22 protein-coding genes and 1 tRNA gene are annotated in these 22,666 nt (G+C 62.3%); 15 read left to right on the forward strand and 8 right to left on the reverse strand.

Annotated features, from left to right (window positions below; genetic code table 11):
* Positions 1–22: 22 nt before the first annotated feature.
* Positions 23–454, reverse strand: a complete 432-nt coding sequence (locus ACSQ3S_RS29030) for a winged helix-turn-helix transcriptional regulator (RefSeq protein ID WP_353400801.1) — start codon at positions 452–454, stop codon at positions 23–25.
* Positions 455–561: 107 nt separating this feature from the next.
* Here ACSQ3S_RS29030 and ACSQ3S_RS29035 point away from each other — a divergent pair, with 107 nt between their 5' ends.
* A complete protein-coding gene (locus ACSQ3S_RS29035) occupies positions 562–1,374 on the forward strand; it encodes an oxidoreductase (RefSeq protein ID WP_176652564.1) in 813 nt (270 codons plus the stop codon).
* 34 nt (positions 1,375–1,408) lie between these two features.
* On the opposite strand, the gene ACSQ3S_RS29040 is transcribed toward ACSQ3S_RS29035, so the two are convergent.
* A complete protein-coding gene (locus tag ACSQ3S_RS29040; RefSeq protein WP_176652563.1) occupies positions 1,409–2,395 on the reverse strand; it encodes a TRAP transporter substrate-binding protein in 987 nt (328 codons plus the stop codon).
* A gap of 132 nt (positions 2,396–2,527) precedes the next feature.
* Between ACSQ3S_RS29040 and ACSQ3S_RS29045 the strand changes: the two genes are divergently transcribed.
* From ACSQ3S_RS29045 to ACSQ3S_RS29060, 4 genes are all read left to right on the forward strand, one after another.
* A complete protein-coding gene (locus ACSQ3S_RS29045; protein ID WP_176652562.1) occupies positions 2,528–4,555 on the forward strand; it encodes a two-component system sensor histidine kinase NtrB in 2,028 nt (675 codons plus the stop codon).
* 4 nt (positions 4,556–4,559) lie between these two features.
* Positions 4,560–5,147, forward strand: a complete 588-nt coding sequence (locus tag ACSQ3S_RS29050) for a response regulator transcription factor (protein ID WP_176652561.1) — start codon at positions 4,560–4,562, stop codon at positions 5,145–5,147.
* 65 nt (positions 5,148–5,212) lie between these two features.
* Entirely contained in the window at positions 5,213–5,485 is a 273-nt protein-coding gene (locus tag ACSQ3S_RS29055) for a BrnT family toxin (RefSeq protein WP_176652560.1), read from the forward strand.
* Positions 5,448–5,825 carry a hypothetical protein gene (locus ACSQ3S_RS29060; protein WP_436144552.1) on the forward strand — a complete coding sequence of 126 codons (378 nt, stop codon included), beginning with the start codon at positions 5,448–5,450 and terminating at the stop codon, positions 5,823–5,825. Before ACSQ3S_RS29055 ends, ACSQ3S_RS29060 begins: the two co-directional genes overlap by 38 nt.
* A 39-nt stretch (positions 5,826–5,864) precedes the next feature.
* Here ACSQ3S_RS29060 and ACSQ3S_RS29065 read toward each other — a convergent pair whose 3' ends face one another.
* The 4 genes from ACSQ3S_RS29065 to queG all read right to left on the reverse strand — a co-directional run bounded on the left by ACSQ3S_RS29065 (position 5,865) and on the right by queG (position 9,909).
* On the reverse strand, positions 5,865–6,317 hold the full coding sequence (locus ACSQ3S_RS29065) for a TIGR02594 family protein (protein ID WP_436144553.1): 453 nt from the start codon (positions 6,315–6,317) through the stop codon (positions 5,865–5,867).
* A gap of 149 nt (positions 6,318–6,466) precedes the next feature.
* Entirely contained in the window at positions 6,467–6,997 is a 531-nt protein-coding gene (locus tag ACSQ3S_RS29070; protein ID WP_436144554.1) for an NUDIX hydrolase, read from the reverse strand.
* A 6-nt stretch (positions 6,998–7,003) separates the two neighbouring features.
* Positions 7,004–8,698 carry a DUF885 domain-containing protein gene (locus ACSQ3S_RS29075; RefSeq protein WP_413447796.1) on the reverse strand — a complete coding sequence of 565 codons (1,695 nt, stop codon included), beginning with the start codon at positions 8,696–8,698 and terminating at the stop codon, positions 7,004–7,006.
* 110 nt (positions 8,699–8,808) lie between these two features.
* Positions 8,809–9,909, reverse strand: a complete 1,101-nt coding sequence (gene queG, locus ACSQ3S_RS29080) for a tRNA epoxyqueuosine(34) reductase QueG (protein WP_436144555.1) — start codon at positions 9,907–9,909, stop codon at positions 8,809–8,811.
* A gap of 67 nt (positions 9,910–9,976) precedes the next feature.
* Between queG and tsaE the strand changes: the two genes are divergently transcribed.
* From tsaE to ACSQ3S_RS29095, 3 genes are read left to right on the forward strand one after another with little or no spacing between them, the layout of a single operon-like run.
* Entirely contained in the window at positions 9,977–10,462 is a 486-nt protein-coding gene (gene tsaE / locus ACSQ3S_RS29085) for a tRNA (adenosine(37)-N6)-threonylcarbamoyltransferase complex ATPase subunit type 1 TsaE (RefSeq protein WP_353400815.1), read from the forward strand.
* Complete coding sequence (locus tag ACSQ3S_RS29090; RefSeq protein WP_176652553.1) at positions 10,426–11,856, forward strand: N-acetylmuramoyl-L-alanine amidase; 1,431 nt, start codon at positions 10,426–10,428, stop codon at positions 11,854–11,856. Before tsaE ends, ACSQ3S_RS29090 begins: the two co-directional genes overlap by 37 nt.
* A gap of 23 nt (positions 11,857–11,879) precedes the next feature.
* On the forward strand, positions 11,880–12,722 hold the full coding sequence (locus ACSQ3S_RS29095) for a D-hexose-6-phosphate mutarotase (RefSeq protein WP_436144556.1): 843 nt from the start codon (positions 11,880–11,882) through the stop codon (positions 12,720–12,722).
* A 5-nt stretch (positions 12,723–12,727) separates the two neighbouring features.
* Here the strand turns inward: ACSQ3S_RS29095 and ACSQ3S_RS29100 are convergent, their stop codons facing one another.
* Both ACSQ3S_RS29100 and ACSQ3S_RS29105 read right to left on the reverse strand, forming a co-directional pair.
* Entirely contained in the window at positions 12,728–13,765 is a 1,038-nt protein-coding gene (locus tag ACSQ3S_RS29100; RefSeq protein WP_436144557.1) for a carbonic anhydrase, read from the reverse strand.
* Between the two features lie 150 nt (positions 13,766–13,915).
* The gene (locus ACSQ3S_RS29105) at positions 13,916–14,560 is read right to left on the reverse strand and encodes a VTT domain-containing protein (RefSeq protein ID WP_116991549.1); all 645 of its coding nucleotides are present in this window, start codon (positions 14,558–14,560) and stop codon (positions 13,916–13,918) included.
* Positions 14,561–14,709: 149 nt separating this feature from the next.
* Here ACSQ3S_RS29105 and ACSQ3S_RS29110 point away from each other — a divergent pair, with 149 nt between their 5' ends.
* The 7 genes from ACSQ3S_RS29110 (at position 14,710) to ACSQ3S_RS29140 (ending at position 22,588) form a co-directional block, all read left to right on the forward strand.
* On the forward strand, positions 14,710–15,633 hold the full coding sequence (locus ACSQ3S_RS29110) for a peptidylprolyl isomerase (protein WP_436144558.1): 924 nt from the start codon (positions 14,710–14,712) through the stop codon (positions 15,631–15,633).
* A 45-nt stretch (positions 15,634–15,678) separates the two neighbouring features.
* Complete coding sequence (gene mutL / locus ACSQ3S_RS29115) at positions 15,679–17,625, forward strand: DNA mismatch repair endonuclease MutL (RefSeq protein WP_436144559.1); 1,947 nt, start codon at positions 15,679–15,681, stop codon at positions 17,623–17,625.
* A 1-nt stretch (position 17,626) separates the two neighbouring features.
* Entirely contained in the window at positions 17,627–18,583 is a 957-nt protein-coding gene (miaA, locus tag ACSQ3S_RS29120; protein WP_436144560.1) for a tRNA (adenosine(37)-N6)-dimethylallyltransferase MiaA, read from the forward strand.
* 104 nt (positions 18,584–18,687) lie between these two features.
* A tRNA-Met gene (locus ACSQ3S_RS29125) sits at positions 18,688–18,764 on the forward strand.
* An 86-nt stretch (positions 18,765–18,850) separates the two neighbouring features.
* Positions 18,851–20,260, forward strand: a complete 1,410-nt coding sequence (locus tag ACSQ3S_RS29130) for a DUF6538 domain-containing protein (RefSeq protein WP_436144561.1) — start codon at positions 18,851–18,853, stop codon at positions 20,258–20,260.
* Between the two features lie 95 nt (positions 20,261–20,355).
* Entirely contained in the window at positions 20,356–21,501 is a 1,146-nt protein-coding gene (locus ACSQ3S_RS29135) for a hypothetical protein (RefSeq protein ID WP_436144562.1), read from the forward strand.
* A 4-nt stretch (positions 21,502–21,505) separates the two neighbouring features.
* Positions 21,506–22,588 (forward strand): hypothetical protein, encoded by a 1,083-nt coding sequence (locus ACSQ3S_RS29140; RefSeq protein ID WP_436144563.1) that lies wholly within the window; start codon positions 21,506–21,508, stop codon positions 22,586–22,588.
* Positions 22,589–22,666 lie beyond the last annotated feature (78 nt).

Genomic DNA, 22,666 nt, shown 5'->3' on the forward strand with positions numbered 1-22,666 from the left:
GGCCATCGCGGCCTGCTCTTTTTTATTCGCCGTCCGGCGGCACGATGCGGATCGGGCGAGTGCCTATCTTCGCGCCGGTCGCCTCGTCGATCGCCACCGCCCTGATCTCCGTGCCGGCTTCCTCGTCGAAGAAGCGTATCAGCTTGCCGCCGCCGCGATGCCGGCGCCCCCACTCCCCCATCACGAACAGCACCGGCAGGAAATCCTGCCCGGCCGCCGTCAGCACGTATTCCTCGCGCGGCGGGCGTTCCGAATACTGCCGTTTCTCCAGCATGCCTTCCTCCGTCAGGGTCGCCAGCCGCCGCGTCAGGATGGTCGGCGCGATGCCCAGGCTTTTGCGGAACTGGTCGAAGCGCGTCAGGCCGGCATGGGCGTCGCGCAGGATCAGCATGCTCCACGCATCGCCCAGGAAAGCCACGCTGCGCGCGATCGGACAAGGATTTTCGTTGTTCATATCGTTTCGATAGTGATTTATTTTCAAATGAGTGATACAGTCACTACTCAATCGATACTAACACCGATTACGTTGTCGCACAATCAACCACACGTGGAGAACCAACTATGAGCAAGAACGATATGGGCGTCGCCCTGGTGACGGGCGCCTCCTCCGGCATCGGCCGGGTCACGGCGCAGGCGTTGCAGGCGGCCGGCTACCGCGTCTTCGGCACCAGCCGCAAGGCGGCGCAAGCGGGCGACGGCATCACCATGCTGGTCTGCGACGTGACCGATGACGCCTCGGTGCGGAACGCGGTCGCCCAGGTGCTGGCGCAAGCGGGCCGCATCGACCTGCTGGTCAACAACGCCGGCATAGGCCTGCTGGGCGGCGCGGAAGAGTCCTCCGCCGCGCAGGCCCAGGCTTTGTTCGACGTGAACGTCTTCGGCCTGCTGCGCGTCACCAACGCCGTGCTGCCAGCGATGCGCCGCCAGCGCAAAGGCCGCATCGTCAACATGAGTTCCATCTTGGGACTGATCCCCTCCCCCTACAACGCGCTGTACGCCTCGACCAAGCACGCGGTGGAAGGCTATTCGGAATCGCTGGACCACGAATTGCGCGCGGCCGGCATCCGCGTCGTGCTGGTCGAACCGGGCGTGACCCGCACGGCATTCGAGGAAAACCTGACGCGGCCGGACCGTCAGCTGCCGCTCTACGATGCGGAGCGCAAGCGGATGGAGGAATTGATGCGCAGCTGGATAGAGGCGGGAGACGCGCCCGAAGTGGTCGCCGCGGCGGTGGTGAAGGCGGCGGCCGCGCGCACGCCGAGACTGCGCTATGCCGCCGGCAAGCAGGCCAGCCAGGTGAGTTGGCTGCGCCGCTTCATGCCCGAGTTCCTGGTGGATCGCAGCCTGAGGAAGTTCAACGGATTCCCCGCCTGAACGGCAGGGAATCCGGAATGGAGCCGACGCGTGATTACTTCGCCGCTTCCTTGTTGATCGCGGAGATCAGGTCCTTGCCGATACGGCCTTCCATATCCTTCTGCACCGGCAGCAGCGCCTTTCGCCACTCGGCCTGTTCTTTCACGCTAGGCGTATAGACCTCGGTCTTGCCGGTCTTCTTGATCGCTTCCAGCGCCAGGTCGTTATCGCGCTGGGCGATGGCTTTTTCAAACGTCGTGGCCTCCTTCATCGCCTTGTCCAGCGCGGTGCGGATGTCCGGCGGCAGGCCGTCCCAGAACTTCTTGTTGACGATGACCGCATAGCCCAGGTAGCCGTGGTTCGATACCGTCACGTGCTTCTGCACTTCGTGCATCTTCTGCGTGTACATATTCGACGGCGGGTTCTCGGTGCCGTCGACCACGCCGGTCTGCAGCGCCTGATACACCTCGGAGAAGGCCAGCACCTGCGGGTTGGCGCCCAGCGCGCGCATCTGCGCGTCCAGCACCTTGGACGACTGGATGCGCATCTTCAGGCCCTTGAAGTCTGCCACTGAGTGCAGCGGACGGTTGGCCGACATGACCTTGAAGCCGTTATCCCAGAACGCCAGGCCGGTGATGCCCTTCGGTTCCAGCTTCTTCATCAGGCCCTTGCCGATCTCGCCTTCGGTCACGTTGTACAGCGCGGTCTTCGACGGGAAGATGTATGGCAGGTCGAAGGCTTCGAATTCCTTCACGCCCAGCGGGCCGAACTTGGCCAGCGACGGCGCCAGCATCTGCACGGCGCCCAGCTGCAGCGCTTCGAGTTCTTCCTTGTCCTTGTACAGCTGGCTGTTCGGGTACACCTCCACCTTGACGCGGCCGTTGGTGGCTTTTTCTGCAAGCTGCTTGAAACGCTCGGCGGCCTGGCCCTTCGGCGTGTCGGTGGCGACCACGTGGCTGAACTTGATGACGATGGGCGCTTGGGCGTAAACGTTGAAGCTCAGGGCGGCGCTCAGCACGAGCAGGACGGATTTCAGTTTCATGGAGTCTCCAGAGGGGTTTATAGTTACACTATTGTTTTATTCTGGAAGATTCTCACGAAACATCGGCCCGCTGGCAACTGTGGAAAACCACAATGCCCGCTCCCGGTGCCGATCGCGATACCCTGACGCCCCATGAGCAACCCGCCAGCCACGCCATCCGCCGCGCGCAGACCGTCCTCCAGCACGGCGCTGCGCTGGCTGCTGCCCATCATGCTGGTGTTGTTTTTCCTGGCGATTTTGATCTGGCTGCCGTGGCAGGCGCGCCAGATGGAAAGCAACGAGCGCCAGGAACAGTTGATCGCCGACACGCTGTGGGTCGAGCAAACCATCCGCTTCCAGCTGGGGCGCGACGAGGAAAGCCTGCGCGGCCTGGCCGCCGAGATCAGCGGCGGCCACCTGACGACGGCCCAGCTGCACGAGCGTCTGGCGCGGCTGCTGAAGAACGGCCACGAGCTGCTGCGCGTGGTGTGGCTGCACCCGGACGGCAAGCTGGCCGCCAGCAGCGACCCGCAGGCGGCGTCGGTGGAACTGACGGCCGCCTCGCGCGCCACCATGGAGCTGGCCCGCAAGACCCGGCACGCCAGCTACACCCAGCCGGAAGCGCAGACGCCCGACCAGGCCGCGGCGCCGGCTGCCGTGCTGATGGACTACCACGTGCCGCTGTACCGCGGCGACGAATACCTGGGCGACCTGGTCGCCACCTACCAGACCGCCACCATGCTGGAGGAGATGGTGCCGTGGTGGTTCGCCCAGGACAACCAGGTCTCGCTGATCGACCGCGACGACAAGGTGCTGGCGCGGCGCGCGGCGGCCGGTCCCGGCCACGGCGTCTACACCCACAAGCGCGCGCTAGACCTGCCGGGCGCCTCGATCACGCTGGTGACGGACAGCGTCAAGAGCGAACCGCAGCTGCTGCCTAATTTACTGGTCGGCTCGGTGATCGTGCTGTCGCTGGGATTGTTATGGAGCCTGCTGGCTCTGTGGGGCCACATCTCGCGGCGGCTGGCGGCCGAGGGTGCGCTGCGCCAGCAGATGTCGTTCCGCACCGCGATGGAGAACTCGCTGGTGACCGGCCTGCGCGCGCGCGATCTCGAAGGCCGCATCACCTACGTCAACCCGGCGTTCTGCCAGATCGTCGGCTATCCGGCCGAGGAGATCGTCGGCAAGCTGCCGCCCATGCCCTACTGGGCGCCGGAAGCGATGGCCGAATACCAGACCCGCTTCGCCTCCGTCCTCGCCGGCAAGGTGACGCCGCAATTCGAAACCATCTTCCAGCGTCCCGACGGCGAACGGGTGCCGGTGCTGATTTTCGAAGCGCCGCTGGTCGACAAGGACGGCAAGCAGACCGGCTGGATGGGCTCCATCCTCGACATCTCCGACCGCAAGCGCATCGAAGAACTGAACCGTCAGCAGCACGAGAAGCTGCAGGCGTCCGCGCGCCTGGCGACGATGGGCGAACTCGCCTCGATGCTGGCGCATGAACTGAACCAGCCGCTGGCCGCCATTTCCAGCTACACCACCGGCGCGCTCAATGTGCTGGGCCGCGCCGGCAGCGACGGCACGCCGGTCGATTGCGATATCCTCAAGCCGGCGCTGGAGCAGGCCAGCGCGCAGGCGCAGCGGGCCGGCCAGATCATCCGTAGCGTGCACGAATTCGTCAAGAAGCGCGAGCCGCTGCGGCAGGAGATCGCCATCGCCTCGCTGCTGGATGGCATCCGCGCGCTGATCGAGCTGCAGGCGCGGCAAGCGTACGTCTCGTTCCAGACCAACATCCCGGCCGACTTGCCGCCGGTGCGCGCCGACCGCGTGATGATCGAACAGGTGCTGCTGAACCTGACCCGCAACGCCATCGAGGCGATGGCGCACATTCCGCCGCAGCGGCGCATCCTCAACGTGGTGGCGGCGTATGATGCGGCCACGGCGCAGGTCAGCGTGGCGGTGATCGACCAGGGACACGGCATACCGAAGGAAGTGGCGGAGCGTCTGTTCTCGCCGTTCTTCTCGACCAAGGCGGAAGGCATGGGCATGGGGCTCAATATCTGCCGCACCGCGATAGAATTCCACGGCGGCGCGCTGACCCACAGCGCCAATCCGCAAGGCGGAACCATATTTACGTTCGTGCTGCCGGCGGTGCTGGCGGCAACGGAACAGGAGACATAAAACAATGCTGCATATCGTCGATGATGAAGCGGTCGTGCGCGACTCCCTGACCTGGCTTGCCACTTCGCGCGGCATACCCTCGCGCGCCTACGACTCGGCGCCGCAGTTCCTCGCCCAGACCGAGGGCGGCCAGTTCGACGCCGACGGCGACTGCGTGCTGCTCGATGTGCGCATGCCGGACATGAATGGCGTGGCCGCGTTCGACCAACTGTCCGCGCGCGGCCTGACGCAGCGCATGCCGGTGATCTTCCTGACCGGCCACGGCGACGTGCCGATGGCGGTCGATGCCTTGAAGCGCGGCGCCTTCGACTTCTTCGAAAAGCCGTTCAACGACAACCAATTGATGGACCGCGTGCAGGAAGGCCTGGCCAACTCGCGCAAGGCCGGAGCGATGGCGGCGGTGCACGCGCGCCTGGCCACGCTGTCGGCGCGCGAACGCGAGGTGCTGGACCTGATCCTGGCCGGCAAGATGAACAAGGTGGTGGCCGACCAGCTGGGTATCAGCATGCGCACGGTGGAAGTCCACCGCGCCCACATCTTCGACAAGATGCAGGTCAAGACCGCTGTCGAGCTGGCGGGGCTGCTCAAATAACCCACACCTCACGCCGCTTGATTCCCCTCAAGCGAACGCCTACTATGAAGTGACAAGATCGTCCCATGCTTACCTGGGACGAAAACAAGCGCAAGGATAACCTGAAGAGGCATGGCATCGACTTTGCCGAGTTGGAGTCGGTATTTGATTTGCCGATGTACACCAACGAAGACAAGTCGGCAGCGCATTCCGAAAAGCGTCTTCGTAGCTTCTGCTTGTTTAAAGGCAGAGTCGTAGTCTTAATCTGGACCTGTCAGGGTGAGCTTACGAGACTAATTTCTTGTCGATATGGTGATAGACGTGAAACGCGAACCTACTTCCAAAATTCCCCCTTTTAGCCGTGAGGAAATCGAGGCGATCGTCGCTGCGGCACCTGAGCACGTGGATGATCCCGATTGCCCATACGACACTGACGACCCAGTTGCCTTTGAAGCATACTGGTCAAACGCAAAAATGATTTTGCCTGGCGAGCACGCTTTCCAAAAAGAAGAACGCAAATCCCATGCAAGGAAATCGATGTTGACCAAGGAACATCTGGAAGCGACCATCGCGGCCGCTCCAGAATATGTCGACGATCCGAACAACGAGGCTGAAGTGAAAGCATATTGGTCGAGAGCCAACATCACATTCCCAGGCGAACAGCCACACCCGAAGCCGTTCAGGAAATCCAAGGGGTGAAGCTCCAGTACCTGAGCCAGGCACTGCAGTCAACATCAACTAGTAACCCACAGTCGAGCTTCCAAGCCCTGCGCCGGCTTCGGCTTTAGGACCAGGCCACCGATAGCTCAATACACTCTTGACAGGGTAGTAGTGTTCCCGGACTTCTTCGAGCTGATTTCCTCCAAATAAAACAACAGAGTCCCCCTCTATCCGGAGGAAAAACCCTACGTGGCCCTTCCAGCTATTGGGATCATCCCTCGTCAATACGGCGATACACCCAGGCACGGGGCTTTCCAACGGAATACCCCATTCCAACCAAGAGCGAGCCAGTGCTGAACCGGTGCCTGCAATACCGACTTGGGCGAGACACCAATTCATAAAGGATGAACACCATGAAATCTTGTCGTCGTAACCCCGCAGGTTGGTATGGTAGTTGTACTCGACGATTCTAGGATTAGTCTGGCCAACTGGGAACCGCCGTATACCGCGCTCTCCAAAAGCGGCGTTCATCCAAGGTACTGTGGTCTTATCGGATAATCTCAACACTATGTTTTTGACTTACAGTGGGCTAAATAGCATAGCAGGTATGGCGACCCCGATGTCTGGCCCCCGATGTCTATATATATATCGACTCAATGCGTCAAGCTCTCGCGTCGGTATTAACCCGCCAATTTGGACAGAAAGCGCCGCATATGCGGGTCGCTTCGTTCGAAGGGTACTTCATCAAACGGAAACCACCGTATGGATTGAAATTCTTCTTCGTCATACTGAATCCGCTTCGTCCGGTCCGCATTGACCACATACCAGAGCGAGACATCGGTGTGGCCCGCGGTGAGCCCCACCGTTGTAGTGACGGTCAGCATCAGCGGGGCGCATATGGGATGCGAGGCCGCCATGCCTAGTTCCTCCGCAAGTTCGCGCGTCACGGTATCGCGCGGATGCTCGCCAATGTCGACATGTCCGCCGGGAGGCAGCCAGAGTTGCGCATTCCGATGGTCGACCAACAGCACGTGTCCGCCATCCACCACCACGAAGTAAGACACGAGGTGTTTGGGTGGCGTGGCCGGTTTAACCAGCCGGTACAACTCTGCGCCTGAATCAATCCACTCAAGTGCATCGGCAATCTGGCATCGTTCCAGGTCGTCCAGGGGAACGATGGCGGACAATTCTTCGCGTATTTTATGACGCATCTGTGACTAGCCCGCCTTCTGTTTGGAGATCCACTCATCCACCATCTGCTCCAGCACCGGCAGCGGCACGTTGCCGGTCTCCAGCACCACGTTGTGGAAGCCCTTGATGTTGAACTTGTCGCCCAGCGCCTTCTGCGCCTTGGCGCGCAGGTCGAGGATGCGCATCATGCCGATCTTGTAGGCGCATGCCTGGCCCGGCATGGCGACGTAGCGGTCCACCTCCGCCGGCGGGATGCCGTAGTCGATACCCTGCTGGCGCGTCCACTTCATCGCGTGCAGGCCGGTGTCGACCACCAGGCGGCGCGCGCGGAACAGTTCCGCGTCCAACTGGCCAAGATGGCCGACGACATCGCTGCCGTACCAGTTATTCTCGGACGCCAGCTGCTCCGCATACAAGGCCCAGCCTTCGCCATACGCCGAGCCGACCGAGAACACGCGGTCGCGGCGATAACGCGGCAGTCCTTCATTCTCCTGCTGCAGCGCGACCTGGAAGTGATGGCCTGGCACGCCCTCGTGATACACCAGCGTACGCATGCCGACGATGCGGAACTCAGGTCCCGGCATCGGCGCCCAGAAGATGCCGGGGCGCGTGCCGTCCTTGGCCGGCCCGGTGTAGTGAGCAGCGGCGGTCTTCTCGGTGAACGGCGGCTCGCGCTTGACCACCACCGGTGCTTTCGGCGTGACGTCGAACAGTTCTTTCGAACGCGCCTCGGCATCGCGCAGGATCTCGTCATAGCGGTTCAGCAGCGCCGGACGCGGATCGGCTTCCTTCGGCTGCGAATCGACTTCCAGCTTCTCCATGCGCTGCTTGATGGTGCCGTCCTTGTACCCCAGCGACACCAGCAAACCATCCATCTCCTTTTCGATGCGCGCCACTTCCTGCAGGCCGATATTGTGGATCTGCTGCGGCGTGTAGGTGGTGGAGGTCATCTGCTTCAGCAGCACGGCGTAGGCCTTGTCGCCTTTCGGCAGGCGCCACAGGCCGGCGTCGTTGGTGGTGCGCGGCAGCTGCTCCTGCAGCAGCGTGCGGGTACGCTGGAACACCGGGATGATCGAGTCCTTGACGATACCGGTCGCCTCGGCGGCGAACTTGGCCTGCTGCTCCGGCGTCACGTCCTTCAAGCCGCCCATGCGCTGCACCAGCGTGGCGACGAACACGTTGTTCTCCGGCGCACCATCCAGGAAGCGATCCAGCTGCCCGATGGAGGCCTGCGTCAAAAAGGTCGGCATCAGGATGCCGCGTCCGGCGGCGCCGCGCGATTGCAGGATGCCGGTGTCCATCTTGCCGGAGACGGCCTTCAGGCGCTCCAGGTAGTTTTCGATATCGCGCTGATTGCGGATCGGGTGCGCCTGCGTCAGGAAGTTCACGATCTGCACATGCAGGCCGCCGAACTGGTTGAACACGAAGTTGTAGTCGGCGTATGGATAGGCGTCGACCGCGCCCTGCAGGCTCCAGGCGATGCTGGCGGCGCTGGCGCGCTGCTGCGGCGTCAGGTTTTTCTGGTCGATCTTCTTCAGCTGCGCCAGCGCCGCCTTGGCGTTGGCCACTTCGCCGGCGCGGAACACCACCGAGTTCGGCGTCAGCTTGCGGTCCAGCTGGTCCTGCTCACTGCCGCTGAAGTACTGCTTCTGCGTGGCCTGCTCCGGATCGTTGCGCACCTTGGCGTTGGCGACTTTGTCGGCCCAGTCGTCGAAGCTCACGGCATGTGCGGCGAGGGTAAAGGAAGCACCGGCAAGCAGCGCAATGAATCTGGTTGAAGTTTGCATGGGACGTGGGCCTTTTTAAAAGAACCGCACGAGTGTAGCGCAGTTCAAGCGTGGCAGGCCAGCGCCCATTCGACATGCTCGCGCACCAGTTCCGACGGGTCGTCGCGCCGCGCCTGCAGCGCCGCGACGATGGCCGCGTCGCCCCTGGCGCCTGCCGCCGCCGCGTTGCCCAGGCCGACGGCGATATTGCGCAGCCAGCGTTCGTGGCCGATGCGGCGTATCGGACTGCCTTCCATCTTGCGGTTGAATTCTTCCTCGCTCCACGCGAACAGCTCCACCATCGAGGCGCTGCCCAGCCCATGGCGCTCGTCGAAATCCGGCAGCACGGCGCGCTGGGCGAACTTGTTCCACGGGCAGGCGGTCTGGCAATCGTCGCAGCCGTAGATGCGGTTGCCGATCAAGGGCCGCATCTCCAGCGGTATCGCGCTTTTCAATTCGATGGTCAGGTAGGAGATGCAGCGCCGCGCATCGAGCCGCCCAGGCCCGAGGATGGCCTGGGTCGGGCAGACATCGATGCAGGCGCTGCACTGGCCGCAGTGGGCGCCGGTCGGCTGGTCCACCGGCAGCGGCAGGTCGACCAGGAATTCGCCCATGAAGAACATCGAGCCGGCGGTGCGCGACAGCAGCAAGGTGTGCTTGCCGCGCCAGCCCAAGCCGGCCTTTTCCGCCAGCGGCAGTTCCATCACCGGCGCCGAATCGGTGAACACGCGGTAGCCGAAATCGCCGATCTCCGCCTTGACCTTGTCGGCCAGCTGCTGCAAGCGGGCGCGCAGCACCTTGTGGTAATCCCTGCCCCGGGCATAGACCGAGATGACGGCGGCGCCGGGGTCGGCCAGCCGCCGCTCCTCGCGCTCGCGCCAGTCATGTGCCCCACCCGTTTCCGTATCCCTCGGCAGGTAGTTCATGCGGGCGCTGATCACCCGCACCGTGCCCGGCACCAGCTCTGCCGGACGGGCGCGTTTCATGCCGTGGGCGGCCATGTAGTCCATTTCACCGTGCATGCCGGCGTCCAGCCACGCCTGCAGGCCGGCCTCGGCATGACTGAGGTCGATGTCGGTGATGCGGATTTCGGCAAAGCCCAGCTCCACACCCCAGCGCTTGATGCTGGAGGCAAGTTCGGCTAAATTGGATACGGACAGGGACATCAGCGGTGTAGGGAGTGCGGTGGCGGTTACAATGGCTGGCGATCCAACCAACATGACATTCTAATTGATGCAGCACTTTACAGCCCATCTCCACGACGAAGCCGGCACCGCCGCCCTGGGCGCGGCGCTGGCGCGCGCGCTGGCGCCCGGCCTGGCGATCTACCTGCACGGCGACCTCGGGGCCGGCAAAACCGCCCTCACCCGCGCCCTGCTGCACGCCGCCGGCCATGCCGGCACGGTCAAGAGCCCGACCTACACCCTGTCCGAACCGTACGCCATCCAGCTGGATGGCCGCGCCGTCAACGTCATCCATTTCGACCTGTACCGCATGGGCAGCCCGGAGGAATTCCTCGACGCCGGCTTCCGCGAAGACTTCAACGGCGACAACATCTGCATCGTCGAATGGCCCGAAAAGGCCGACCGCGTGCTGCCGCCGGCCGACATCAACCTGTTTTTGACTGTGTCCGGCAACGGCCGTGATGTAGAATTGCAGGCATCCACCGCCCTGGGTAACTCATGCCTTCAACGCCTCAAATTCGCTCCCAACATGTGAGCGGCAAACCAGTCTCGCGCCGCACCGTCCTCAAGGCCGGCGCCACGCTGCTGCTGTCCGTGGTGGCGCCGATGCGCGCCATGGCGGCGCAAATCCTGGCGGTGCGGGTATGGCCGGCGGAAGACTACACCCGCGTCACGCTGGAAAACGACGCCGCGCTCAAGGCCACCCACTTCATCGTCAAGGACCCGGAACGCATGGTGGTCGACATCGAAGGGCTGGAACTGAACCCGACGCTGAAAAGCCTGGTCGCCAAGATCCAGTCCAACGACCCGTACATCAAGCAGGTGCGCGTGGGCCAGAACCGGCCGAACGTGGTGCGCCTGGTGTTCGACCTGAAGGAAGAAATCACGCCGCAGGTGTTCACGCTGCCGCCCGCCGGCAATTACAAGCACCGCCTGATCTTCGACCTGTACCCGGTCCAGCCGGTCGATCCGATTGCCGCGATGATTGAAAAAGGCGACTGGTCGAGCGACGGCAAGGACAAGGCCAGCACGGCCAAAACCGAGATGGCGCCGCTGAAGCCGGGCGAAGCCGACGTGGCCGCCGCCGCGCCGCAGCCGCCGAAGGAACAGCTTGAAGCGCTGAAACCGGACACCAAGGCCGATCCGCGCGCCGAACTGAAAAACGAATTGAAGACGGCCGAAGCGCAGAGCAAGGCCAACGACAAAACCGGCAAGCTGGTACGCATGCTGACCGTGGTGCTGGACCCCGGCCACGGCGGCGAAGATCCCGGCGCCTCCGGCAAGAACGGCAGCCGCGAGAAGGACATCGTGCTGGCCATCGCCAAGCGCCTGAAGGGCAAGATCGAGGAATTCCCCAACATGCGCGTGATGCTGACCCGCGACGGCGACTACTTCGTTCCGCTCGGCACGCGCGTCGAGAAGGCCCGCAAGGTGCAGGCCGACCTGTTCGTCTCCATCCACGCGGACGCGTTCGTGCAGGCGTCCGCGCGCGGCTCGTCGGTGTTCGTGCTGTCGGAAAAAGGCGCCAGTTCGACCGCCGCGCGCTGGCTGGCCGACAAGGAAAACCTGGCCGACACCATCGGCGGCGTCAACGTCAAGAACCACGACAAGCAGCTGGCCAGCGTGCTGTTCGATCTTTCCACCACCGCGCAGATCAACGATTCGCTCAAGCTGGGCAAATCGGTGCTGGGCGAGATCGGCGGCATCAACCGCCTGCACAAAGGTTCGGTCGAGCAGGCCGGCTTCGCGGTGCTGAAGGCGCCGGACATTCCGTCTATCCTGATCGAGACCGCCTTCATCTCCAATCCGGAAGAAGAAGCCAAGCTGCTCGACGACGGCTACCAGAACCAGATGGCCGACGCCATCGTCAAAGGCATCCGCCGCTATTTCGCGAAGAATCCACCGCTGGCCAAGAACCGGCTGACTTAGTTAAAACAGACATTGGAAGAGACATGGCCGTAGTAACAATGACCCAGTATGGCGCCCTGCCCGCAGTACAGATCACCGCCGCCGACGGTGCCGAAGCGACGGTGTCGCTGTTCGGCGCGCATCTGCTGTCGTGGAAGACCGGCGACGGCAAGGAGCGCCTGTTCGTCAGCTCGCAGACCCCGCTGGACGGCAGCAAGGCCATACGCGGCGGCGTGCCGGTCATCTTCCCGCAGTTTAATGTGCGCGGCCCCGGCCTGCGTCACGGCTTCGCGCGCGTCAGCACCTGGCGCCTGACCAACAGCGGCGGCGACGGCGGCAAGTCCTTCCTCGAATTCAGCCTGAACCGGAGCGACCTGGCGCCGGAACACGCGCAAGCCTGGCCGCACGCCTTCGAGCTGTCCTTGCGCTTCACGCTGCACGGCGACGCGCTGGAGTTCGACTTCAGGGTGCGCAACAGCGGTGAACAGACCTTCCCCTTCGGCGTCGCGCTGCACACCTACTACGACGTCGGCCACCTGGCGGCCACCAGCATCAGCGGCCTGCAGCACCAGCGCTACACCGATCATCATCTGAACACGCTGACGCAGGAGCACCCCGCGCTGCACTTCACCGAGAAACACGACCGCCTGTACCAATCGACGCCGGCGCTGACGCTGAACACGGCCAACGCCACGCTGCGCCTGGAACAGCAGGGTTACGACAACTGGGTGGTGTGGAATCCGGGACAGGCCGACGCGGCCGCGCTGGTGGACCTGGCCGATGACGAGTACCTGCGCTTCGTCTGCATAGAACCGGCGCGTATCGACCAGCAGCCGCTGGATGCGGGCGCCGTGTGGACCGGCAGCCACCGCATCACGGCAGATTAACTCGTTTAGTTCGACTCTTTAATAATGCGGCCGCCGCCGGGCTGGATCGGCCGCGCATTCAATGGATACAGGCGGCTGAACAGCGCCAGCTGCGCCGGCGAGGCCTGCACCGGCTCCTTCATCACCAGCCACAGCACGCCCTCCGAGCAAGGCGGCGTGGTCAGCGAACCCATGAAGGTAAAGTAGTCGCGGCGCGCCGGGATCAGCTCCATCGGATCGAGCACGGTCGACGGCGCCAGCGTCTCCAGTTTTTCCAGCGGCAGGTTGTTCCACACCTGCTGGATCACCGGCTGCGGACGGCCGCGCTCCAGCAGCAGCGCCACCACGGCCAGGCGGCCTTCGCCATCCTTGTGCACCAGGTGCATCACCATCTCGTAACCCTTGCCGTTGACGCGCTCCTCCGACGGCCGGTGGAAGTGGAACTGCACCAGCTCATACATGCGGTTGTTGACCGTGATGAAATTCCCGCCGCTGACCATCACCTGCACCGTGTGGCCGTTGTCGGTCACGTTGAACGAGGACGGATGGTAGTCGAAATTGATCTGCTCCAGCTCCACCTTCATACCGTCGCGGATGTCGATCGGCGACTGGCGGCTGCCGGTGCCGCACTTGGCCCATTCCGGATTGATCTTGCCCCAGTTGGCGGGACCGTTTTCGCCTTCATACGACCAGTGGTTGCTGTACACCTTGGGCGCCGGCGGCGCGGCGGCGGCAACGGCGGCGGCCTTCTTGGCCTTGGCGGCGGCGGCCGCACGCGCGGCCTGGTTGGCGCGCATGATCGCCAGGCGGGCCGCGATCTTGGCCGACAAGTCGGCTTCCGCCTCGGCCTCGCGTTCGCGTTCGGTCAGCTTGCGCGTCGGGCCGGAGGCAGACGACGCCGCCGAGGCGCTGCTACTACCGGGACTGTTCGGACGGATCGACGAAATCGGGCCCGTGCCTCCCCCCACCGCTATTTTCGCCGACGGCGAAATGAGCGGATCGTTTGCAGCAGTGGCCATCGCGACGGCGCAGCAGCAGGCAATCAGGGTGAGCAGAGTACGCATGGGGATCCAGAAGTAAAAGAATTACATACTGGTTTACGGATGCATTTGGGCAAAACTTGAGAGGTGCGACGGAGGCGGGAAAGATTTATTTATAAAACGTCACACCGCGCTGGGAGCGCGGCGTGTTTTTTAAAACGGCGAAACGGCGGCTCAGCGGCCCAGCATGCGGCGCGACAGCTTCCACATGCCGCCCAGCGCCATCGGCACCACGGCCACGCCGACGCCGAACAGCACGATCTCGGTCAGGTGCTCGCGCACGATGGCGATGTTGCCGAAGAAGTAACCGGCCGTGGTCAGCAGCGCCACCCACAGCACGGCGCCGGTGATGTTGTACATCTGGAAGCGGGTATGGGTCATGTCCGACACGCCGGCCACGAACGGGGCGAAGGTGCGCACCACCGGCACGAAACGCGCCAGCACGATGGTCTTGCCGCCGTGTTTTTCAAAGAAATCGTGGGTGCGGCGCAGCGCATCCTTGTTAAGCCAGCGGTAATCGTGGGTGAACACGCGCTGCCCGATGGCCTCGCCTATCCAGTAATTGAGGGTGTTGCCGGTGACCGCCGCCGTAATCAGCAGCAACATCAGCAGGAACAGATTCATTTCGCCCAGCGCGCACAGGGCGCCGGCAATGAACAGCAGGGTGTCGCCCGGGAAGAAGAACAGCACCACCAGACCGGTTTCGCAGAAAATAATCGCGAACAGCACGGCGTAGACCAGGGTACCGTATTGCTGAATGAGAACTTCCAGTGTTTTGTCGACATGAAGGATCATGTCAAAAAATTGCATAAAATCCATATTCTTCCCATAAAGTGTGCGCCGGAATCATACACCACCCGTGGCGCCAAGGCGGAAGTTTCAAGCCCCTGTGTTCCGTCCATCTGATCCAGTTTACAATCCCCGCAGCGTCCGCAGCAAGCGGGCTCGACCAACCAAGGAGATAATGGATGTCCCTGACCCACCCGTTCCGCGCCCTTCCCCTCTCCGCCCTGGCGATCAGCCTGGCCACCCTGGCGCATGCCGCCGACCTGCCCATCAAGCCCAGCGTCGGCGACCTCGTCAAGAAATCCAGGCCGTCGGACTGGCGCCCGCTGGACCCGAACAACACCCTGTACATGGAGCTGCCCACCGGCCGCGTGGTGATCGAACTGGCGCCGGAGTTCGCGCCGCAGAACATCGCCAACATCAAGACCATGGTCAAGGAACAGTATTTCGACGGCCTGGCCATGCTGCGCTCGCAGGACAACTACGTGGCGCAGTGGGGCGATCCGAACAGCGAAACCACGCCCAAGCCGCTCGGCTCGGCCAAGGCCAAGGTGGTGGGCGAGTTCACCGTGCCGATGCCCAATGACAAGCACTTCGTGCGCCAGATGGACTTCGACGGCTACGCGCCGCAGGTCGGCCACTCGAACGGCTTCCCCGTCGGCCGCGATCCCAAGGCCAAGACCACCTGGCTGACGCACTGCTACGGCATGGTCGGCGTGGGCCGCGACAACGACACCGACAGCGGCAACGGCGCCGAGCTGTATGCGATCACCGGCCACGCGCCGCGCCACCTGGACCGCAACATCACGGTGGTCGGCCGCGTGGTGGCGGGCATGCCGCTGCTGGCGTCGCTGCCGCGCGGCGGCGAGGCGATGGGCTTCTATGGCGCCAAAGACACGCGCCTGCCGATCAAGACGGTGCGGCTGGAGGCCGACGTGCCGGAGGCCGAACGCAGCCACCTGGAGGTGATGCGCAGCGAAGCGCCCATCTACAAGGACGTGATCGAGGCGCAGCGCAACCGCGGCGGCCCGTGGAACAAGTACGCGGCCAACTACGTCGAGCTGTGCAACGCGCCGATCCCGGTGCGCGAGCATCCGAAGGAGTAATTCTTTCCCGGGGAATCGGGCGCGGCGAACAGTTATAATCTCGTGATGAACGCGCCCGACACCACTCCCCGCACCCCACGCCCCATCCAGGCCCTGCCTGACCAGCTGATTTCGCAGATCGCCGCCGGCGAGGTGGTCGAACGGCCGTCCGCCGTGGTCAAGGAGCTGCTGGAGAACGCGCTCGACGCGGGCGCCTCGCAGATCACCGTGCGGCTGGAGGAAGGCGGCGTCAAACGCATCGCCATCACCGACAACGGACGCGGCATCCCGCCCGAGCAGATGCCGCTCGCGCTGGCCCGCCACGCCACCTCGAAGATCGCCTCGCTGGACGACCTGGAAAACGTCGGCACCCTGGGCTTCCGCGGCGAGGCGCTGGCCTCGATCGCCTCGGTGGCCGCCGTCACGCTGACCTCGCGCACCGCCGACGCGGCCCACGCGTGGGAAATCGTCGGCTCGCACAACGGCACGGTGGCGCCGTCGTCCGGCGCCCAGGGCACCACGGTCGACGTGCAGGACCTGTACTTCAACACGCCGGCGCGCCGCAAGTTCCTCAAGTCCGAGCAGACCGAGTTTGGCCATTGCGCCGAAGTCGTGCGCCGCATCGCGCTGGCGCGGCCGGACGTGTCGTTCTCGCTGAGCCACAACGGCCGCACCATCGACCACTGGAACGTCAGCGAAATGGCCAAGCGCAGCGCGCACATCCTGGGCGAAGGCTTCGCCGAGGCGCGCCTGGCCATCGACGAGAGCGCAGGCCCGCTGCGCCTGCACGGCTACACCGGCCTGCCGACCGCCTCCAAGGCGCGCGCGGACGGCCAGTTCTTCTACGTGAACGGACGCTTCGTGCGCGACAAGGTGCTGGTGCACGCCGTCAAGGCGGCCTACCAGGACGTGCTGCACGGCGACCGCTTCCCTTCGTATGTGCTGGCGCTCGATCTCGATCCGGCGCTGGTCGACGTCAACGTGCACCCGTCGAAGATCGAAGTGCGCTTCCGCGACAGCCGCGCGGTGCACCAGTTCGTGTTCCACGCGGTGCAGCGCGCGCTGGCGCAGACCTCGGCCACATCGCACGGCAGCGTGCCGTCGCCGCTGCCGGCGGCGGAAAGCCTCGGCAGCGCGACCTGGCGCGGCGAACAGACTTCGTTCGGGCCGCTGCTGGCGCCCGACTACTCGCCGACCTTCTCGCCGTCGCCGTTCGGCCAGCGCGATGGCGGCGGCACCGCCGGCTTCGTCGCGCCGCGCTTCGGCGGCAACGAAGGCGGCGTCGCGCAGAGCACCGAGAAATACGGCGCCCTGTTCGGCGGCTCCGGTCCGGTCACCGGCTACCGCGCCGAATCCGACATGGCGCTGCCGCAGGCCAGCCCGTTCACCGTCTCGCCGGCCGCGATGGCGCAGGAAGAGTTCCCGCTCGGCTTCGCGCTGGCGCAGCTGCACGGCATCTACATCCTGGCCCAGAACGCCAAGGGCCTGGTGCTGGTCGACATGCACGCGGCGCACGAGCGCATCCTCTACGAACAACTGAAAACCGCGCTGGACAGCCGCGTGGCCGGCGAAGAGATGCAGGTGCAGCCGCTGCTGATCCCCGTCACCTTCTATGCCGACGCGGTGGAAGTGGGCACCGCGTCGGAACATCAGGAAACCCTGCAGGCGCTGGGCTTCGACATCGCCACGCTGTCGCCGACCACGCTGGCGGTGCGCTCCGTGCCGGTGCTGCTGAAAAACGCCGACGCCCAGACGCTGGCGCGCGACGTGCTACGCGACGTGCGCGAATTCGGCGGCTCGCGCGTGCTGATCGAGCGCCAGAACGAGCTGCTCGGCACCCTCGCCTGCCACACGGCGGTGCGCGCCAACCGCATCCTGTCGACGCAGGAAATGAACGCGCTGCTGCGCCAGATGGAAATCACCGAACGCGCCGACCAGTGCAACCACGGCCGCCCGACCTGGGTGCAGGTGGAAATCGGCGCGCTCGACAAGCTGTTCCTGCGCGGCCAATAACATGGGCGACACCGCATCAAAACCGCTGGCGGTCGCCATCATGGGACCGACGGCGTCGGGCAAGACGGCGTCCGCGCTCGCCATCGCGCAGCGCATCCCGTCCGAGATCATCTCCGTCGATTCGGCGCTGGTGTATCGCGGCATGGACATCGGCACCGCCAAGCCCACGCGCGAGGAACGCGCCGCCGCGCCGCACCACCTGATCGACATCATCGACCCGCTGGATTCCTATTCGGTGGCGCAGTTCCGCACCGATACGCTGCGGCTGGTCGGCGAGATCGCCGCGCGCGGCAAGCTGCCGCTGCTGGTGGGCGGCACCATGCTGTACTTCAAGGGCTTGGCCGACGGCCTGGACGACCTGCCCGGCGCCGATCCCGCGCTGCGCGCCGAACTGGAAGAGGAAGCGGCCCGCGTCGGCTGGCCGGCGATGCATGCCAGGCTGGCCCTGCTCGATCCCGAAACCGCCGCCCGCCTGGCGCCGGCGGACGCCCAGCGCATCCAGCGCGCGCTGGAGATCTGCGCCCTGAGCGGCAAGCCGATGTCCGAGCTGCTGGCCCTGCGCGAGAAGACCGAGCTGCCGTTCGAGCTGCTGTCGTTCGCGCTGGAGCCGTCGGACCGCGCCGTGCTGCACGAGCGCATCGCGCGCCGCTTCGACATCATGCTGGAGGAATCGGCGGAGGGCAGCCTGATCACCGAAGTGGAAGCGCTGCGCCGCCGTGGCGACCTGCATCCGGGGCTGCCGGCTATGCGCTGCGTCGGCTATCGCCAGGCGTGGGAATACCTGGACGGGACCATCAACTACCAGACCATGCGCGAAACCGGCATCATCGCCACCCGCCAGCTGGCCAAGCGCCAGCTGACGTGGCTGCGTTCCATGCCGCAGCGCGTGGTGCTCGATTGCCTCGCCCCCGACCCGGCCGCCGCCATGCTGGCGCAGATCGGCGACCGGCTGGGTTAATACCAATCTGCCAATTTTTCGCGCCGCGATGCATTTTTTTGGAAAATTTTGGGGAACCATCCTTGACAGCCATGGCTCCAACCCCGATAATGCTGGGCGTTGCAGGTGATATAGCTCAGTTGGTTAGAGCACAGCATTCATAATGCTGGGGTCGGTGGTTCAAGTCCACCTATCACCACCAAGAATTCGATAAGCCGTTGACCCGAAAGGTTCAGCGGCTTTTTCATGTCCGCTCTACCCGCATGGTGTTGCACAAAGGTGCTACACATGGCAGGTAAATTCCTAATAAAATCGCGGCACGGAACCATCTACTATTTTCGGCGGCGAGTTCCCGACGCTGCTCAACACGTCATCGGACGGCGAGTATATGTGCAGTCACTGGAGACGAGTGACCGCCGCCTCGCGGTCATTCGAGGTCGGACGCTTGCAGCTCAAACCGACTCAATTTTCCAGCGCATAGCAATGGCAACAAAATCAAACGATTCCGACGGCTTCACCTTCAACTACGAAATGAAGCTAGACTTCAACGAGCTTGGCTTGCCATCGTCGCTTTACGTCAAGGCCGAGCCAGAAGAACAAGAAGCAGTCAATTCTGCGATCAGAGCCGCGCTGGACGGCGTGCGCGAGCCTAGCAGCAAGGGCAGTCGCCCAGGCACGCAAAAGCCCTTCAGCGAGGCCATACCGGAATATTTCAGCAAGTCGCAGACCAAGGCCCAGACGAAGGCGACCTATCGCAGCAAACTCGACCACGCTCAAAAGTTTTTCGGCGATACCAAAGACGTGCTGAGAATTGACCAAGCGGATTTCGTGGGCTACTGCGACCACGTGATAGCGACCGTGCCGAACACTACGTCACAGGGTCACTACATGACCACCGTCGCAACATTCCTGAACTGGTATCGCGTCAGGTCAGCGGGCCTGCCTGCGCTCACGACAAAAACGCTAGTGCCGAAAAGAGACTCACCTGAATCAGACGATAGGGACGCCTTCAGCCTGGAACAGCTTGGCTTCGTCTTCGAGAACGCTAAGCAGTATCGGCGGAATAATCCGTATAAGTTTTGGGTTTCGATTGCGCCCGCCTTCCTGGGATGCCGCATTGAGGAGCTTTGCCAAATCCATTTGAGGTCCGACTTGGTCAACGATGAAGAAGCCGGCATCTGGTATCTGATATTTGATGGCCGCGCTGATCCAGATGGCGTCGTTCGGAAGTCGATGAAAAAGGTGTCGAGCTGGCGGCATGTGCCGGTCCACGCCGCATTGGTTCGCCATGGCTTCATTGACTTTCTGCGAAGCCAGCAACAGGCTGGATTTCAACGCCCCTTTGAAAAGGAGTGGAAGCCTCGCGAAGTAAAATCCGACCTCGGCCAGATCACCAAATGGAGCCATTACATCAGCAGATGGGGCGGACGGGAATTAGACGTGATCGCAAAACATGCTGGATTCGATCCTGACCGCCTGGCTTACTTTCACTCGATGCGGCACACGTTCAAGCGAGTCCTGGGCGATGCAGGGGTGCCCAGCGAAATATCAGAAGCCCTATCTGGTCGCCGATATGCTGGCGCCGACGCCGAGCGATATGAAAAGTTGAAGCAAAACCACCGCCGCTTGGCAGCCGACGGCATCGAACACGGCTTGGATGCTCTCACAGTTTTGCTCGACAAGGCGTTAGACGTTTAACAGTAAAACCCGCGCGGGTAAAGCAACAATATAGATTGGCAATTCGCCAGGCAAGTGTTTACACTCCTCCAATACAATTGCCCAACGGACTTCGAATGCCTAATATCTTCGCTTGCGCGATTGATCGCGACGACAGACTACAATCCTATTGCGTCACCGCAAAATGTAGCTACGCTGACTTTCTCGACCTTACGACCGGGGCGGAAGCAAATCTCGTGATTCAACGCGCGATAATCAAAGGAGCAAAGGCATACGTGACTCTTCGGGAAGACCTCAAGCGTGGGTGCGTGCTACCGCCCATCGTTCTTGCAGCCACCGTAGAAATTGCAGAGGATCTAGAAGCCATCTACCAGAGCCAGGAACCAGAGCCTTTAAATCCTACCCTGGCCGCATTGACCAGCCCAGAGGTCTACATTATTGATGGTCTTCAGCGAACCAACGCCATACGCCAAACAGCCAACGAGCTTCAAGGGGTAGAACGAGATGATTTTCTAGAGCGTCCGATTCGGGTCGAAATCTGGCTGAATATTCCTTTCGGCGCGGTCGCATATAGGATGCTTTTACTGAATGCAGGTCAGCGTCCAATGTCAGTTAAACATCAGGTCGAAGTATTGAGTTCCAAGCTGATAGATGACCTTGCGCCCATCCCCAACCTGGATATATTTCGCGTTTCTGATGGGCGGCGACGGGCGCAGCCAGGACAATTCCCACTCGCAAAACTGGCACAAGCATTTCAAGCGTGGCTGCAGGGACAGCCTAACCTCGACCTGCGCAATACGGTAATGGAAGAGCTGCTGGCGGAGTCCGCAATTGAGGTCTTGGGAAATAGCGTCGGAGAAGGAAATGGGAACGGCAATGTTGAGGAGGATGGCTTCTATCGGCTAGTTGGATGGCTGGTTCAACTCGATACAGCATTGGGCGTTGATCATATTCAGTTCCTCGGAAATGAAACCGTGATGCTCGGCATCGCTGCCGCAATTGGTTCACTTGAGCGCAGCAACATTCTAGCAAAACGAGTATGGCCCGCACTCAACACCTTGCTTGCTGATGCCACCCTACGTGGCGCGACCGCATTGGCACTGCCCACCTTCGAAGCAGTGCGCCAAGGTATTGACTCGTCAACGAAAAACGTTGGCGTAGCTACACGAGAAATGGTCTTCACCGCCTTCAAGGAATACATTCGTGGTGCTGCTGAAACCGATATGAACGAATGCTGGCTTATTGGCGCAGCAAAAGACTGACCCCATGCAGCTCAGCCCACAACTTTGCGCATTCTTTGGAATGGGTGCCGGCACGACAGTTTTGAATTTGCTGGATCAACTGGACAATCAATACGATCCGCGCCTGGATGGCTTGCTGCAAACTGAGGAAAGCCGGGCTGCGGCGAGGCAGTCGCTCGCCAACTTCCTGGACTACACCCTAGAGATTTCCCAGCAAACGGCCCCCGTCGCTCGCTTTTACAGTGTGGCGTTACCCGGCCATGAACACCCCGCCCTGATTGGATTAGTGGGATCTGAGCCTGCCCTCGCCCTCCCTACGACGCTGGAAAACCTGGCGTTTTGGGGGCTTGTTGACAATAACCTACCTTGGCATAGTGATCTGTTCATTGCAGACGCAGCCCTGGTCCCCTGGCGCCAAGCAATGGCTGGGGTAGCGCTAGTTGCATGCCCCAAAACGATTCCCCATCAAGTGCAATTGCGCCGAGTATTGGCAGCCTTATTTGCTTTGACACATGCGGACTTGCCAAAAACGCGGATGAACGGTTCTGTCCTCTCGACGATCACCGACCTCAGCGCGACCATTGACGACGCAACGTCCATAACTAAGGTGAGACTGTTGTCGGATGCAATGACGGAAGTCAATCCGAAGTGGCGCTTTCTATCGTTCTATCGGATTGTCGAACATGCGTATCTAAATAACATCAAACAGATTCTACTAAGAGAATTCGAACGCGATGCTAAAGCTGCCGTCAAACGAGCCGGAGACAGCTTATCCAGCGAGCCAAACCAACTCGTCACGCTAACCGAATCAGTTAATCTAAGGGCCGAATTTGCTGCCTTTAGCGCTGAAGTTGATAGTCTTCTAGCACTGGGAAATCAGTTTATGTCCCAGGTGGACGAGGGTGCCAGAGGTGAATCCTTGTATGGTGCGCAGGACCCTTACAAGAAAGGGATTATTCGTTTTTATAAACTGCGCTGCTCAATAGCTCACGGAGGCACTTCGTCCGTTATTTTTGAAGAGTTTTCGGATGCAAATGACGCGGCAATTTATCTGATGAAAAAGGTGGAAACTATAGCGCTTAAAAGCCTGGGAATCCGGCTCCTATAGCTAAGCACATTTAATTTTCTGGCAGCATCTATGCAGATGTGCCTCCAACGCTGGTCCGGGAATTTCTAGTAAGGACAA

The organism is Duganella sp. LjRoot269 (genome assembly GCF_964254095.1).
In the GTDB taxonomy this organism is placed as follows: Bacteria; Pseudomonadota; Gammaproteobacteria; order Burkholderiales; family Burkholderiaceae_D; genus Rugamonas; species Rugamonas hordei.

What these genes read in the sequence shown, in the direction of transcription:
- ACSQ3S_RS29030 (WP_353400801.1), bottom strand. Translation starts at nt 454, where the DNA reads ATGAACAACGAAAATCCTTGTCCGATCGCGCGCAGCGTGGCTTTCCTG.
- ACSQ3S_RS29035 (WP_176652564.1), top strand. Translation starts at nt 562, where the DNA reads ATGAGCAAGAACGATATGGGCGTCGCCCTGGTGACGGGCGCCTCCTCC.
- ACSQ3S_RS29040 (WP_176652563.1), bottom strand. Translation starts at nt 2,395, where the DNA reads ATGAAACTGAAATCCGTCCTGCTCGTGCTGAGCGCCGCCCTGAGCTTC.
- ACSQ3S_RS29045 (WP_176652562.1), top strand. Translation starts at nt 2,528, where the DNA reads ATGAGCAACCCGCCAGCCACGCCATCCGCCGCGCGCAGACCGTCCTCC.
- ACSQ3S_RS29050 (WP_176652561.1), top strand. Translation starts at nt 4,560, where the DNA reads ATGCTGCATATCGTCGATGATGAAGCGGTCGTGCGCGACTCCCTGACC.
- ACSQ3S_RS29055 (WP_176652560.1), top strand. Translation starts at nt 5,213, where the DNA reads ATGCTTACCTGGGACGAAAACAAGCGCAAGGATAACCTGAAGAGGCAT.
- ACSQ3S_RS29065 (WP_436144553.1), bottom strand. Translation starts at nt 6,317, where the DNA reads ATGAACGCCGCTTTTGGAGAGCGCGGTATACGGCGGTTCCCAGTTGGC.
- ACSQ3S_RS29070 (WP_436144554.1), bottom strand. Translation starts at nt 6,997, where the DNA reads ATGCGTCATAAAATACGCGAAGAATTGTCCGCCATCGTTCCCCTGGAC.
- queG (WP_436144555.1), bottom strand. Translation starts at nt 9,909, where the DNA reads ATGTCCCTGTCCGTATCCAATTTAGCCGAACTTGCCTCCAGCATCAAG.
- tsaE (WP_353400815.1), top strand. Translation starts at nt 9,977, where the DNA reads ATGCAGCACTTTACAGCCCATCTCCACGACGAAGCCGGCACCGCCGCC.
- ACSQ3S_RS29090 (WP_176652553.1), top strand. Translation starts at nt 10,426, where the DNA reads ATGCCTTCAACGCCTCAAATTCGCTCCCAACATGTGAGCGGCAAACCA.
- ACSQ3S_RS29095 (WP_436144556.1), top strand. Translation starts at nt 11,880, where the DNA reads ATGGCCGTAGTAACAATGACCCAGTATGGCGCCCTGCCCGCAGTACAG.
- ACSQ3S_RS29100 (WP_436144557.1), bottom strand. Translation starts at nt 13,765, where the DNA reads ATGCGTACTCTGCTCACCCTGATTGCCTGCTGCTGCGCCGTCGCGATG.
- ACSQ3S_RS29105 (WP_116991549.1), bottom strand. Translation starts at nt 14,560, where the DNA reads ATGGATTTTATGCAATTTTTTGACATGATCCTTCATGTCGACAAAACA.
- ACSQ3S_RS29110 (WP_436144558.1), top strand. Translation starts at nt 14,710, where the DNA reads ATGTCCCTGACCCACCCGTTCCGCGCCCTTCCCCTCTCCGCCCTGGCG.
- mutL (WP_436144559.1), top strand. Translation starts at nt 15,679, where the DNA reads ATGAACGCGCCCGACACCACTCCCCGCACCCCACGCCCCATCCAGGCC.
- miaA (WP_436144560.1), top strand. Translation starts at nt 17,627, where the DNA reads ATGGGCGACACCGCATCAAAACCGCTGGCGGTCGCCATCATGGGACCG.
- ACSQ3S_RS29130 (WP_436144561.1), top strand. Translation starts at nt 18,851, where the DNA reads ATGGCAGGTAAATTCCTAATAAAATCGCGGCACGGAACCATCTACTAT.
- ACSQ3S_RS29135 (WP_436144562.1), top strand. Translation starts at nt 20,356, where the DNA reads ATGCCTAATATCTTCGCTTGCGCGATTGATCGCGACGACAGACTACAA.
- ACSQ3S_RS29140 (WP_436144563.1), top strand. Translation starts at nt 21,506, where the DNA reads ATGCAGCTCAGCCCACAACTTTGCGCATTCTTTGGAATGGGTGCCGGC.